We start from the raw sequence: 14165 nt of genomic DNA on the forward strand, positions 1-14165 counted from the left end.
AAATGACCGATTCTACCCACCCAGTACGAGCGGCCGGAAACTTTTTCGGCCGCCGTCATGGTAAGCCACTCCGTCCACATCAGAACAATCTGTTTGAGGATTTGCTACCGCGTCTGAAACTTGACCTCGACACGCCTGCACCACAGGACTTGAGAACCTTGTTCGATGCACCGGTCGAGAATGTGCGCATGGAGATCGGGTTCGGCGGCGGAGAGCACCTCTATCATGAGAGTGGACGCTATCCGCAGTCGGGCTTCATTGGCGTCGAGCCTTTCGTCAACGGTATGGCCAAGATGCTGGCAGCCCTTCATGAAGAAGAGCGTCGCAATCTTCGGCTTTACGATGAGGATGCAACAGAGGTTCTCGACTGGCTGCCGGAAGCTTCGCTTTCAGGAATTGATCTGTTTTATCCTGATCCATGGCACAAGCGTCGTCATTGGAAACGTCGTTTTGTGAGTGACGCCAATCTTGATCGGTTTGCGCGTTTGCTGAAGCCGGGAGCGAAATTCCGTTTCGCTTCCGATATCGAGCATTACGTCAACTGGACGCTCCAGCATTGCAGCAGGCATCCGGCATTTGAATGGCAGGCGGAGGGACCATCCGACTGGAACGACGCCTATGAAGGCTGGCCGGGCACGCGCTACGAGGCCAAGGCTTTTCGTGAAGGACGCCGTGCGGCCTATCTGACATTCATCCGGCTTTGAAACGGAAGCAAATTGCGGCCTTGAAAAAACTCGCATCCGCTGGTATATAAGTTTCAAATTCTTGGTCGTTTGAACAAGAGTGGGTCCCCCCGGTCCCGCTCTTTTTTGTTACTTACGGCTCTGTAAAAAAGGTTTATCGGGTGACGGAACAGGAACAGGCAGTTGAAGCCGTGAGCGTAGATGATCGGATCATTCGCGAAACGGGCATCGATGCAAAAGTAGCAAACATCGTGGAACCGGTGATCAATACGCTGGGTTTCCGCCTTGTGCGTGTGCGCCTGTCCGGCCTTAACGGTCAGACATTGCAGATCATGGCGGAACGTCCTGATGGCACGATGACGGTTGAAGATTGCGAATTGCTGAGCCGTACCGTGGCTCCGGTTCTGGATGTCGAAGATCCGCTTAGCGGCAAGTATCACCTGGAAATTTCGTCGCCGGGTATTGATCGCCCGATGGTTCGTAAGTCTGATTTTTCGGATTGGGCCGGACATATTGCCAAGGTCGAGACCTCTATCGTCCATGAAGGACGCAAGAAGTTTCGTGGTCGTATCGTGATCGGCGATGCGGATTCGGTCGTGATTGAAAGTGATCAGATTTCATATGGAAATGAACCCGTTGTTCGTATTCCGTTTGATTTGATTTCGGATGCCCGTCTGGTTCTGACCGATGATCTGATCCGCGATGCGCTGCGCAAGGACAAGGCTCTGCGTGAAGGCCGTATCCCCGGTGATGATCTGGGTGATGGCTCCAGCGATGATACGGAAGAAGCAGGTTCCGCAGAATCCGAAACGGAAAAGAAGTAAGTTTCAAAGTGAGTTTCAGGCGTCCGGTTCTCGAAGAAGGTCGGATGCGTCACCAAGGAGAGACCTATGGCAGTCAGTGCAAACAGGCTGGAACTTCTGCAGATCGCCGACGCGGTCGCACGCGAGAAGTCGATTGACCGCGAGATCGTTCTTGCGGCCATGGCCGATGCGATCCAGAAGGCAGCGCGTTCGCGCTACGGTCAGGAAAGCAACATCCGCGCCGACATCAACGCGAAATCCGGCGAGATCAAGCTTCAACGTCTGCTTGAAGTTGTTGAGACTGTTGAGGACTACTCCACACAGATTTCATTGTTCACTGCACGTGATCGCAATCCTGATGCGCAGGTTGGTGATTTCATCGCTGACCAGCTGCCGCCAATGGATTTCGGCCGTATTGCTGCCCAGTCAGCCAAGCAGGTCATCGTGCAGAAGGTGCGCGAAGCCGAGCGTGATCGTCAGTATGACGAATTCAAGGATCGCGTTGGTGAAATCGCCAACGGCACTGTCAAGCGCGTCGAATATGGCAATGTGATTGTCGATCTCGGCCGCGGCGAAGCAATCGTTCGTCGTGACGAACTGATCCCGCGTGAAGCATTCCGTTATGGCGATCGTATCCGCGCCTATGTTTACGACGTGCGTCGCGAACAGCGTGGTCCGCAGATTTTCCTCTCGCGTACCCATCCATCTTTCATGGCGAAGCTTTTCACCATGGAAGTGCCGGAAATCTATGACGGTATCATCGAAATCAAGTCGGTTGCCCGTGATCCAGGTTCGCGCGCCAAGATCGCCGTTGTATCGCGCGATGCATCGATCGATCCGGTTGGTGCCTGTGTTGGTATGCGTGGTTCCCGCGTTCAGGCCGTTGTTGCTGAACTGCAGGGCGAAAAGATCGACATTATTCCATGGTCGCCAGATGCGGCTTCCTTCATCGTCAACGCGCTTCAGCCTGCTGAAGTTGCAAAGGTTGTTCTCGATGAAGACGCGGAACGTATTGAAGTTGTCGTCCCGAATGACCAACTATCACTAGCAATCGGTCGTCGCGGTCAGAACGTGCGCCTTGCATCGCAGCTGACCGGCTGGGATATCGATATTCTTACGGAAGACGAAGAATCCGAACGCCGCCAGAAGGAATTCGCTGAGCGTTCGAACCTCTTCATGGAAGCCCTCAACGTTGATGAGATGGTTGGCCAGGTTCTGGCTTCCGAAGGCTTTGCCTCTGTTGAAGAGCTTGCCTATGTCGAGCCAGGCGAAATCGCTTCTATCGACGGTTTCGATGAAGACACCGCTGGTGAAATTCAGGAACGCGCACGCGAATTCCTGGAACGCATCGAAGGTGAGCAGGACGATCGTCGTAAGGCGCTTGGCGTTGAAGACGAACTTCGCGATCTTCCGGGTCTGACCACAGCCATGCTGGTTGCAGTTGGCGAAGATGGCGTGAAGAACATCGAAGACTTCGCTGGTTATGCCGTTGACGATCTTGTTGGCTGGCGTGAACGCAAAGACGGTGAAACCGTTACCCATACCGGTATCCTGTCGCCATTCGATGTTTCTCGCGTCGACGCGGAACAGATGATCCTGACTGCGCGTTTGAAGGCTGGCTGGATCACGGAAGACGAGCTGGTTTCGGTTGAAACCGATGAAGATGCTGAAGCGGGCGACGAAGAAGCCGCTTCGTAAAGTATCCGAACACAATGCTTTTGCGCCCGGAGCGATCCGGGCGCAAAAGTTGCTGTTTCAGAGTTTCATGTTGAGAAGTGGCGTAAGCTCTGCTAGGCCGCTGCCAGATTTGTAATTGAGTTGATGGCGGTGGATGGCAAAGCCTGGCCTGACTTGGAGTTGCACCTGGCTTGGAGTTGCGTGTGGAGCAGGATATGAATGACAGAACCTGTATCGTCACGCGCGAAAGCGGTTCTGCTGATGACCTGATCCGTTTTGTGGCAGGTCCTGATGGCTCGGTTGTGCCGGACCTCAAGCGAAACCTGCCGGGCAGGGGCTGTTGGGTCAAGGCAGAACGGCGTCTGGTCGATGAAGCCGTCAAGCGCAAGCTTTTTGCGCGGGCGCTGAAGGAAGGCGTAACGCCACAGGCGGATCTTGGCGCGCTGGTTGACCAGCTGCTGACGAAATCCGCACTCGGCAGTCTGGCCCTGGCGCGCAAGGCGGGCGCTGTGGTGTCTGGTTCGACTAAAGTGGATCAGGCGATCCGCTCGGGCGCTGCGGCACTTGTGCTACATGCTCAGGAAGCGGCCTCCGATGGGGTTCGCAAGCTTGATCAGGCCCGCCGCGTGGTTGTGCATATGGATGGCCCCGAAATCCCGGCCTTCTCTCTTTTCAAAGGAGAAGAAATGGATTTGGCATTTGGGGGGGGAAATGTGATACATGCAGCCGTGCTCGACGGAAAGGCATCCGTCGGGGTGGTGCAAAGGGTGCTTTTATTGCATCGCTATCGTGGTGAAAGCCACTAGCGCAGTTTCAGGAAAAGTGGGAGCCGGTTTCCCGTTTGAAGCTGCGTCAACAAAACTGTCGCGGAAAGGCGGTTGCCGGTTTCCGATCACGACAGTGAAGAAATAGGGTTTAAAGCGCGTGATCCTCAGGGTTGCATGAGCGCTTTATGAAATTGAAACGGCAGTCCGACACTGCTGTGGTATAAATTAGTAGAGCGGTTCTCTTAATCCCGGGAAGACGGGATCCGCTCTGGAGCATGAAACGGATACTCGGCTTGGTTGCCGGGCTGGATCATGCACTGAAGTGGATGACTGGAGCATTATTCAAAATGATCTGATCTGATTGGATACTGCTCGAGTAAAGCGGCTGAAGCTGCGAAGGAAACGGAAACGTAATGAGCGATAAAACAAACGACGACAAGACGCTGAGCGTCAACTCCAAGAAGACGCTGACCATCAAGCGGCCAGGCGTTGAGCAGAGCACCGTGCGCCAGAATTTCAGCCACGGCCGCACGAAGGCTGTCGTCGTTGAAACTAAGAAGCGCAAGTTCTCACGGCCTGATGAGAAGCCTGAAGTGGAAGCAGCGGCACCAAAGCCTGTAGCTGCACCTGCTCCGGCAACTCCCGCAGCTGTAGCTCCACAGGCACCTGCACCAGCAGCGACGCCTGCACCTGTTGCAACACCTGCGCCAGCCGCTCCTGTAGCTGCAGCGCCACAGGCATCGGCACCAGCAGCGACGCCTGCACCACAGCAGCCCAAGGCTCCTGTGGCAGCGGCACCGGCAGCTCCTGTAGCAGCGCCGCCCGTAACAACGCCTCGGCCGCATGTTGCACAGCAGCAGCCGCGTAACCAGCAGCGCTCCGGCCAGCAGCAGCGTCCACGCCAGTCTGATCGCTCCGGCATGGTGCTGAATACGCTGTCGCGTTCCGAAATGGATGCACGTCGCCGCGCGCTTGAAGAAGCGCAGGTTCGCGACGCCGCTGATCGCGTTCGCGCTGCTGAAGAAGCCAAGCGCCGCGCCGAAGAAGATGCACGTCGCGCCAAGGAACGTGAAGAATCCGCTCGTCGTCAGGCAGAGGAAGAAGCACGTCTGAAGTCGGAAGCAGAAGCCAAGGCGCGTGCCGAAGCGGAAGCAAACAAGCGTATGCCGCAGTCGGAAGGCCGTTCGGAACAGCGTGGCGATTCCCGTCCTGCACCGCAGGGTGGTCGTCCGCAGCATTCGGGTCGTCCTCCACAGGGTGGTCGTCCCCAGCAGAATGCACGTCCGGCAGCACCTGCGATTGCCGATGTTATTCCAACAGCCAACAAGCCGCTTCCACAGAGCCAGCTGCGCAAGCCGGGTGGAGCCGCGGGTGACGACGATGATCGTCGTGGCGGTGGCCTGAGTGCCGCGCGTCGCGGTGCACCGGCAAAGCCGGAAGTTCGTGCGCCAAAGGTTACCAAGACCGAAGACGATCGTCGTCGTGGCAAGCTGACAATCTCCAGCAATCTGGAAGATGAAGGTCGTTCGCGTTCGCTGTCGGCAATGCGTCGCCGTCAGGAAAAGTTCAAGCGTTCGCAGATGCAGGAAACCCGCGAGAAGATTTCTCGTGAAGTGACTGTGCCTGAAACCATTACGCTTCAGGAACTCGCACAGCGTATGGCTGAGCGTTCTGTGGACATCATCAAGTACCTGATGAAGCAGGGCCAGATGATGAAGCCGGGCGATGTGATCGATGCCGATATGGCGCAGCTCATTGCTGAAGAATTCGGCCATACAGTCAAGCGCGTTGCTGAGTCTGACGTTGAAGAAGGCATCTTCAACGTGGTGGATGATCAGGCCGCACTCGTGTCACGTCCTCCTGTCGTTACCATCATGGGTCACGTTGACCACGGCAAGACCTCGCTTCTCGATGCGATCCGTCAGGCCAATGTGGTATCGGGTGAAGCTGGTGGCATCACGCAGCACATCGGTGCTTATCAGGTCGAACAGAACGGCCATAAGATTACCTTCATCGATACGCCGGGCCACGCTGCATTTACCGCAATGCGTGCCCGTGGTGCGCAGGCAACCGACATCGCCATTCTGGTGGTCGCAGCCGACGACAGCGTCATGCCGCAGACGATTGAATCGATCAATCATGCTAAGGCCGCAGGCGTTCCGATCATTGTTGCAATCAACAAGATCGACAAGCCGGAAGCCGATGCGCAGAAGGTTCGCACACAGCTGCTCCAGCACGATGTTTTCGTCGAAACCATGGGCGGTGAAGTGCTCGATGTCGAAGTTTCGGCCAAGAAGAAACTGAACCTCGACAAGCTGCTTGAAGCCGTTCTGTTGCAGGCTGAAATTCTTGACCTCAAGGCTGATCCGACACGTACGGCTGAAGGCGTCGTCATCGAAGCTCAGCTTGATCGTGGCCGTGGTTCGGTCGCAACCGTTCTGGTTCAGAAGGGTACATTGCGTCCGGGCGATATCATTGCTGCCGGTAATGAATGGGGCCGTGTGCGCGCTCTGGTCAACGACCATGGCGAACATGTGAAAGAAGCCGGTCCTGCAATGCCGGTCGAAGTCCTCGGTCTGCAGGGCACGCCACAGGCTGGTGATCGTTTTGCAGTCGTTGCCAATGAAGCCAAGGCTCGTGAAATTGCCGAATATCGTCAGCGTCTTGCTCGCGATAAGGCCGTTGCACGCCAGACTGGTCAGCGTGGCTCGCTTGAGCAGATGATGAACCAGCTTCAGGTGACCGGCACGAAGGAATTCCCGCTTGTCATCAAGGGTGACGTGCAGGGTTCGGTCGAAGCGATTATTACGGCTCTCGAAAAGCTCGGCACCGACGAAGTGCGTGCGCGTATCGTTCATTCAGGCGCAGGCGGCATCACGGAAAGCGACGTATCTCTGGCTGAAGCTTCCAATGCGGCGATCATCGGCTTCAACGTTCGTGCCAACAAGCAGGCACGCGATGCAGCTGATCAGCAGGGCACTGAAATTCGCTACTACAACATCATCTACGATCTGATCGAAGATGTTAAGGCAGCGATGTCGGGTCTCCTGTCGCCAGAACGTCGTGAAACCTTCATTGGTAATGCTGAGATTCTTGAAGTCTTCAACATCACCAAGGTTGGTAAGGTTGCCGGTTGCCGCGTCGTTGACGGTAAGGTCGAACGTGGCGCAGGCGTACGCCTCATCCGTGACAACGTGGTTATCCACGAAGGCAAGCTCAAGACACTCAAGCGTTTCAAGGACGAAGTCTCGGAAGTGCCGATGGGTCAGGAATGCGGTATGGCGTTCGAAAACTACGACGACATCCGTGCAGGCGATACGATCGAAGCGTTCCGCGTCGAACACATTACGCGTACGCTGTAATCTCTTAAATACCGGGCCGTCCTCGATTGGACGGTCCGGCTTTTCATTGCCCGGTTCCGAGGGTCTGACTCCCATCTGAATTGTGGTAAATTGAACCTATCAATTTGTAGTCATTTCATCGGTCAGCCCTTGGGGTTGAATGCCGCTTAGAGCACATCCCGAAAAGTGGGAACCGGTTTTCGGAACAAGATGTGCGTTAAAACAAAAAGATAGAGCATTTCTTTTGATTCAATCAAAAATGGAAATGCTCTAGTCACTGTTTATCGAGGATAAAATTATGGCACGTTCTCCGGACCCGAAAGGCTCGGGCGGTCTTTCCCAGCGACAGCTACGCGTCGGCGAGCAGGTACGTCACGCGTTGGCACAAGTCCTTCAGCGCGGGGAAATCCGCGATGATCTGATCGAGCGCACCGTTATTTCCGTGTCGGAAGTGCGTATGTCGCCTGATCTGAAAATCGCAACCTGTTTCATCACGCCACTCGGCAGCACTGATGCGCAGGCTGTCATCAAGGCGCTGGCGGCGAATGCGAAATTCATTCGCGGACGCATTGCACCAAGCCTGAGCCAGATGAAATACATGCCGGAGTTCCGCTTCCGGGCAGATACCAGCTTTGACAATTTTTCCAAGATTGATGCGCTTCTGCGCTCGCCGGAAGTGGCACGCGATCTTGGACGAGACAATGAAGAAGCCGATAATACAGATGGTGAAGCCGACGACGCTTCCCGCAATGGAGACGCATAAAGCATGGCAAGACGGGGCAAGAAAAAAGGCCGTCCGGTTTCTGGCTGGGTCATTTTTGACAAGCCGAAAGGTATGGGATCGACCGAAGCGGTCTCGAAAATCAAGTGGCTTTTCAACGCTGAAAAGGCCGGTCATGCTGGTACACTCGATCCTCTTGCTTCTGGTATGCTGCCAATTGCGCTGGGTGAAGCCACCAAGACCGTGCCTTATGTCATGGACGGCACCAAGGTTTATCGTTTCACGGTAACCTGGGGTGAAGAGCGCTCCACCGACGATCTGGAAGGTGTTGCTACCAAGAACTCCGACAATCGCCCGTCGCGGGCAGATGTCGAAGCCTTGCTGCCAAACTATACCGGCGTTATTTCACAGATTCCGCCGCAGTTCTCGGCCATCAAGATTGCAGGCGAACGTGCCTATGATCTGGCTCGTGAAGGCGAAACGGTGGAAATTCCGGCGCGTGAAGTCGAAATCGACCGTCTGGAAATCGTCGAGTTTCCAGACGAAAACCGCACCGAATTTGAAGTTGAATGCTCCAAGGGCACTTATGTTCGCTCGCTTGCACGCGATATGGGCCGCGATCTTGGCTGTTACGGTCATATTTCTGATCTGCGCCGCATCGAAGTGGCTCCCTTTACCGAAGAGGATCTGGTGACGCTGGCAGAGCTTGAAGAAGTCTGGCCCCCGCTTCCACCCAAGAAGGAAGAGAGCGAAGCTGACGCTGAGGCGGAGGTTGTTGAGCAGCCGGCACCGCGCCGCGATTTCTCCGCCCTTGATGCGCTTGTCATCGATACGGGTGCTGCCCTTGATTGCCTGCCGCAGGTTCCATTGTCTGATGATCAGGCGCAACGCGTGCGTCTTGGCAATCCTGTGATCATTCGTGGCCGCGATGCTCCGCTTGAAGCGGACGAGGCTTGTGTGACATCGCATGGCAAATTGCTTGCGATCGGTTATATTGAGCATGGTCAGTTCAAGCCAAAGCGTGTTTTCACAGGGCGCTAAATTAACTGCAATAATACTGGTGCTGATTTGACGCTGGTATTATTGCCGTTTTTGCACTATATGCCCCATCAGCGATCGCACAAAATATGTGTCTGATCGTGTAAATGGCCCGCGCTGGACGACATCCCGGCCTGGGCGTCTCTTTTTCCTCTCATCAAGAAAGGGTGTACGATGTCGATTACTGCTGAGCGCAAGCAAGCACTTATCAAGGAATACGCCACCAAGGAAGGCGATACCGGTTCTCCTGAAGTACAGGTTGCCGTTCTTTCCGAGCGTATTGCTAACCTTACAGATCATTTCAAGGGCCACAAGAATGACAATCATTCGCGTCGCGGCCTTCTGAAGCTGGTTTCGCAGCGTCGTCGTCTTCTTGACTATGTCAAGGGCATCGACCAGGCACGTTACCAGGCGCTGATCGGCCGTCTCGGCCTGCGCCGCTAACGGTAAAATCGGGCGACGTCTCAAAACGTCGCCCGTTTGATTTATTTGGCATTTTGTCGTGCGGATAGCCGCTGACAGAGCAAGATGCGACTGTATAGGGCGAATGCCCATCTGGCATGAAACGGCGCACTGGGTGCATTCCGTCATGCCAATCAAAGCATTTCCAGCAAAAGTGCAAAGCGGTTTTGCGCAGGACAATGCTTAAAAATAAATAGTGAGACGCGGTTCCAACGCTTCAATCTTAACTGGAACCGCTCTAAGAGCCGTAAGGCTTATGACCTGGACCAGTCATGGGGCAGGATTGCAGGTAGTTCGTACCAGTGAATGTTCTGATACGTTTAACGAACTTCCCGTTGTCTTGCCCGTGGCCCGTCCGCCAACCGAGGTGATGCCTTCAGGCGCTTTTGCGCGGCATCTCCACATGAGGACAAGATATGTTCAATACCCATAAAGTTGAAATCGAATGGGGCGGCCGTCCGCTCATTCTGGAAACCGGCAAGATCGCGCGTCAGGCTGACGGTGCAGTTCTCGCAACCTATGGCGAAACCGTCGTTCTGGCGACTGTTGTTTCTGCCAAGGAACCAAAGCCGGGTCAGGATTTCTTCCCGCTGACCGTCAACTATCAGGAAAAGACTTACGCAGCTGGCAAGATCCCAGGTGGTTTCTTCAAGCGCGAAGGTCGTCCAAGCGAAAACGAAACTCTGGTTTCGCGCCTGATCGACCGTCCGATCCGCCCGCTTTTCGTTGATGGCTACAAGAACGACACGCAGGTAGTTCTGACCGTCATTCAGCATGACCTTGAGAACAATCCCGACGTTCTGTCCATGGTTGCAGCTTCTGCAGCATTGACCATTTCCGGTGTTCCTTTCATGGGCCCGATTGGCGGCGCACGCGTTGGTTACATCAACGACGAATATGTGCTGAACCCGAATATCGACGAAATGCCGGAATCGAAACTCGATCTGGTTGTTGCCGGTACTGCCGACGCTGTTCTGATGGTTGAATCGGAAGCTCAGGAGCTTTCCGAAGAAGTCATGCTCGGCGCCGTTGTTTTCGGCCAGAAGGGCTTCCAGCCAGTTATCGACGCGATCATCAAGCTCGCTGAAGTTGCTGCCAAGGAACCACGTGATTTCCAGCCGGAAGATCTGTCGGACCTCGAAGCCAAGATGCTCGCAGTTGTCGAAAACGATCTGCGCGACGCTTACAAGATCACCGAAAAGCAGGCTCGTTACACAGCTGTTGATGCTGCAAAGGCCAAGGCGAAGGCTCACTTCTTCCCTGAAGGCGTTGAAGAGCCAGAATTCTCGGCTGAAAAGTTTGCGACCGTTTTCAAGCACCTGCAGGCGAAGATCGTTCGCTGGAACATTCTCGACACCGGCAACCGTATCGATGGCCGCGATCTGTCGACGGTCCGCGCAATCGTTTCGGAAGTTGGCCTTCTGCCACGCACCCACGGTTCGGCTCTGTTCACCCGCGGTGAAACGCAGGCAATCGTTGTTGCCACGCTCGGCACCGGCGAAGACGAACAGATGATCGATTCTCTGACCGGTACGTACAAAGAATCCTTCATGCTGCATTACAACTTCCCGCCATATTCGGTTGGTGAAACCGGCCGCATGGGTTCGCCAGGCCGTCGTGAAGTTGGTCATGGTAAGCTTGCATGGCGTGCGATCCATCCAATGCTGCCAGCAGCTGAACAGTTCCCTTACACGATCCGTACTGTTTCCGAGATCACGGAATCCAACGGTTCGTCGTCGATGGCAACCGTTTGCGGCACGTCGCTGGCGCTGATGGATGCGGGCGTTCCAATCACCCGCCCGGTGGCTGGTATTGCTATGGGCCTCATCAAGGAAGGCGAGCGTTTCGCAGTTCTTTCCGACATCCTGGGTGATGAAGATCACCTCGGCGATATGGATTTCAAGGTAGCTGGTACTGAAAGCGGCATCACAGCCCTTCAGATGGACATCAAGATCGACGGTATCACCGAAGAGATCATGAAGGTTGCTCTGGAACAGGCTAAGGGCGGTCGTGTTCACATCCTCGGCGAAATGAGCAAGGCTCTTTCGACCTCGCGTGAAGAACTCGGCGAATTTGCTCCACGCATCGAAGTCATGAACATTCCTACCGACAAGATCCGTGATGTTATCGGTTCGGGCGGTAAGGTTATTCGTGAAATCGTCGAAAAGACTGGCGCGAAGATCAACATCGAAGACGATGGTACGGTCAAGATCGCTTCGTCGAATGGCAAGGAAATCGAAGCCGCCAAGAAGTGGATTCATTCGATTGTTGCTGAACCGGAAGTTGGCGAAATTTATGAAGGTACGGTTGTTAAGACCGCTGACTTCGGCGCATTCGTAAACTTCTTCGGTCCACGCGATGGTCTGGTTCACATCTCGCAGCTGGCTTCCGACCGCGTTGCCAAGACCACCGATGTGGTTAAGGAAGGCCAGAAGGTCTGGGTCAAGCTCATGGGCTTTGACGAGCGTGGCAAGGTTCGCCTGTCGATGAAGGTTGTCGATCAGGAAACCGGCAAGGAAGTTGTTGCTGAAAAGAAGGCAGAAGCTGACGCTGAGTAAGCGTTCTACGCCGCAATAATTTAAAAAGAGCGCGCCTCAAAGCTATTTTGGGGCGCGCTTTTTTGTTGCACGTGAATCAATTCAGGACCATGGATGAGCCATGATGACACCAGCACAAGAAACACTTTTTCTCCCCTTCTATCAGGACATTTTGGATATGCCTGAAGAAGGTCAGACCTTCCTTGCCTGCGGCCTGTCTGCCGACCGGCAGCTTGAGGATGAATGGAAGCGGGCGCTGACTTTTTTACAGCCCTGGCGCCCGGACTGGCTCGCACTCAACAAGGAAGGCTTCAAAGCAATTCCCAGATTGGCGCCAGAATTGGACGAGGAGAAGCGTTTCTCTGGCGGACTGCTGCTGCTCGGAAAACATCGCGGACGCAATGAGGCGTGGTTTGCGGAGCTTCTGATGCGTGTTGAGCCCGGCGGGTGGATCGTCGTATGCGGTGACAAGAAGCTCGGCGTCGATAGTTTCCGAAAATGGGTCGGCAATATCGCTGAAATCAGCGATCGCCTGTCCAAGAATCACGCGGTGGCCTTCTGGCTGCAACGCCCGGCTGATCTGACAAATGATTTCATCAATGCATTGAAGCCGCTTGCGACCGATATTGACGATGTGTTCCGCACAGAACCCGGCATGTTCTCGCACGGCGCGATCGACAAAGGCTCGGCACTATTGGTGCCACATATGGAAAAGATCGTTTTCGGCCAAGTCGCCGATCTTGGCGCTGGCTGGGGCTATCTCGCAGCACAAAGTCTCAAATATGCCGACCGCCTCAAGGGGATCGATCTTTTCGAGGCTGATTACGAGGCGTTGGAAGCCGCACGCGGCAATCTCGAGCGTTTGGGTGCGTCGGTGCCGGTTTCGTTTAACTGGTTCGATGTGACCAGTGAGAAGCTGACGGGCATCTATGATACCGTCATCATGAATCCACCGTTCCATGAAGGGCGCGCGACCGATATGTCGCTTGGACAGACATTTATTGCTGCCGCCGCTTCACGCCTGAAAATCGGTGGCCGTCTGCTGATGGTTGCAAACCGGCAATTGCCTTATGAAGCGACGTTGAAGGGGCTGTTCAAGAATGTGACGGTTCTCGAAGAAGCGAACGGTTTCAAAATTTTCGATGCCAAAAAGTAAAGCATTTTCAGCAAAAAGTGCGAAGCGGTTTTGCGTAGGATAATGCGAAAAAACAAATAGTTACAGCGGCTCCAACGATTCAGTCCTAACTGGAACCGCTGTAACTGAAATAAAAAGGCCGCCTCAAGGGCGGCCTTTTTCAAGATGGCTTGGCTTTATTCGCCGCGTTCGGCATCGGAGCTTTTCAGCTCTTCAAGCGTCGGCATCGAAACGATGTTGTAGCCAGAATCCACATAATGGACTTCACCGGTAACACCGCTCGAAAGATCGGACAGCAGATAGACAGCCGATTTGCCGACATCATCGATATCGACAGTCCGACGAAGCGGCGAGTTGCGGCGCTGATAGCTGAAGATTGCGCGTGCATCGCCAATACCGGCACCAGCCAGCGTGCGCACCGGACCAGCCGAGATCGCATTGACGCGGATGCCCTGCGGACCGTAATCGGCAGCGAGATAGCGAACCATTGCCTCAAGTGCCGCCTTGGCAACGCCCATGACATTGTAGTTCGGGATCGTGCGCGTGGAACCGCCATAGGTCAGCGTCAGGATCGAGCCGCCGTCCTTCATGAGCTTTTCTGCGCGCTGTGCCATTTCCGTGAAGGAGTAGGCGGAAATCACCATGGTGCGGCTGAAATTTTCGCGCGTGGTGACGTCTGCGTAGCGGCCCTTCAGTTCGGTCTTGTCGGAGAAGCCGATGGCGTGAACGATAAAATCGAGCTTTCCCCATTTCTTCTCGATTTCAGCGAAAACGGCATCAACTGAAGCGATATCTTCAACATCGCAAGGCAGCACCAAATCCGAGCCGACCTGTTCGGCCAGTGGCTTTACGCGTTTACCGAGTGCATCGCCCTGATAGGTGAATGCGAGTTCGGCACCTTGTGCTGCGAGTTGTTTAGAAATGCCCCATGCGAGTGAGTGGTTATTCGCGACCCCCATAATGAGGCCGCGTTTGCCTTGCATCAAACCTTGCATATTGTC

Annotated in this window: 11 protein-coding genes; 10 read left to right on the forward strand and 1 reads right to left on the reverse strand. The window is 54.8% G+C overall.

The genetic code is table 11. The features are described 5' to 3' along the window. The first annotated feature begins 2 nt into the window (after positions 1-2). From trmB to ACSME1_RS07220, 10 genes are all read left to right on the forward strand, one after another. Positions 3-704, forward strand: a complete 702-nt coding sequence (gene trmB / locus ACSME1_RS07175; protein ID WP_024898343.1) for a tRNA (guanine(46)-N(7))-methyltransferase TrmB — start codon at positions 3-5, stop codon at positions 702-704. A gap of 140 nt (positions 705-844) precedes the next feature. After that, entirely contained in the window at positions 845-1507 is a 663-nt protein-coding gene (gene rimP / locus ACSME1_RS07180) for a ribosome maturation factor RimP (RefSeq protein WP_024898342.1), read from the forward strand. A gap of 66 nt (positions 1508-1573) precedes the next feature. Next, positions 1574-3184 (forward strand): transcription termination factor NusA, encoded by a 1611-nt coding sequence (gene nusA / locus ACSME1_RS07185; protein WP_024898341.1) that lies wholly within the window; start codon positions 1574-1576, stop codon positions 3182-3184. Between the two features lie 194 nt (positions 3185-3378). Next, positions 3379-3969 (forward strand): RNA-binding protein, encoded by a 591-nt coding sequence (locus tag ACSME1_RS07190; RefSeq protein WP_036567503.1) that lies wholly within the window; start codon positions 3379-3381, stop codon positions 3967-3969. A gap of 374 nt (positions 3970-4343) precedes the next feature. Continuing rightward, complete coding sequence (gene infB / locus ACSME1_RS07195) at positions 4344-7292, forward strand: translation initiation factor IF-2 (protein ID WP_105705544.1); 2949 nt, start codon at positions 4344-4346, stop codon at positions 7290-7292. Positions 7293-7569: 277 nt separating this feature from the next. Then, positions 7570-8034, forward strand: coding sequence for a 30S ribosome-binding factor RbfA (gene rbfA / locus ACSME1_RS07200; RefSeq protein ID WP_024898338.1), 465 nt, complete (start codon positions 7570-7572; stop codon positions 8032-8034). A 3-nt stretch (positions 8035-8037) separates the two neighbouring features. Further along, the gene (gene truB / locus ACSME1_RS07205; protein WP_105705543.1) at positions 8038-9033 is read left to right on the forward strand and encodes a tRNA pseudouridine(55) synthase TruB; all 996 of its coding nucleotides are present in this window, start codon (positions 8038-8040) and stop codon (positions 9031-9033) included. Positions 9034-9204: 171 nt separating this feature from the next. Next, the gene (gene rpsO / locus ACSME1_RS07210; protein ID WP_024898336.1) at positions 9205-9474 is read left to right on the forward strand and encodes a 30S ribosomal protein S15; all 270 of its coding nucleotides are present in this window, start codon (positions 9205-9207) and stop codon (positions 9472-9474) included. Positions 9475-9908: 434 nt separating this feature from the next. Next, positions 9909-12050, forward strand: coding sequence for a polyribonucleotide nucleotidyltransferase (pnp, locus tag ACSME1_RS07215; protein WP_100558359.1), 2142 nt, complete (start codon positions 9909-9911; stop codon positions 12048-12050). A 100-nt stretch (positions 12051-12150) separates the two neighbouring features. Continuing rightward, positions 12151-13185, forward strand: a complete 1035-nt coding sequence (locus ACSME1_RS07220; RefSeq protein WP_105705541.1) for a class I SAM-dependent methyltransferase — start codon at positions 12151-12153, stop codon at positions 13183-13185. A 155-nt stretch (positions 13186-13340) separates the two neighbouring features. On the opposite strand, the gene fabI is transcribed toward ACSME1_RS07220, so the two are convergent. Continuing rightward, positions 13341-14159 carry an enoyl-ACP reductase FabI gene (gene fabI, locus ACSME1_RS07225; RefSeq protein WP_024898333.1) on the reverse strand — a complete coding sequence of 273 codons (819 nt, stop codon included), beginning with the start codon at positions 14157-14159 and terminating at the stop codon, positions 13341-13343. Positions 14160-14165: the final 6 nt, after the last annotated feature.

This window comes from Brucella pituitosa (assembly GCF_965577835.1).
In the GTDB taxonomy this organism is placed as follows: domain Bacteria; phylum Pseudomonadota; class Alphaproteobacteria; order Rhizobiales; family Rhizobiaceae; genus Brucella; species Brucella pituitosa.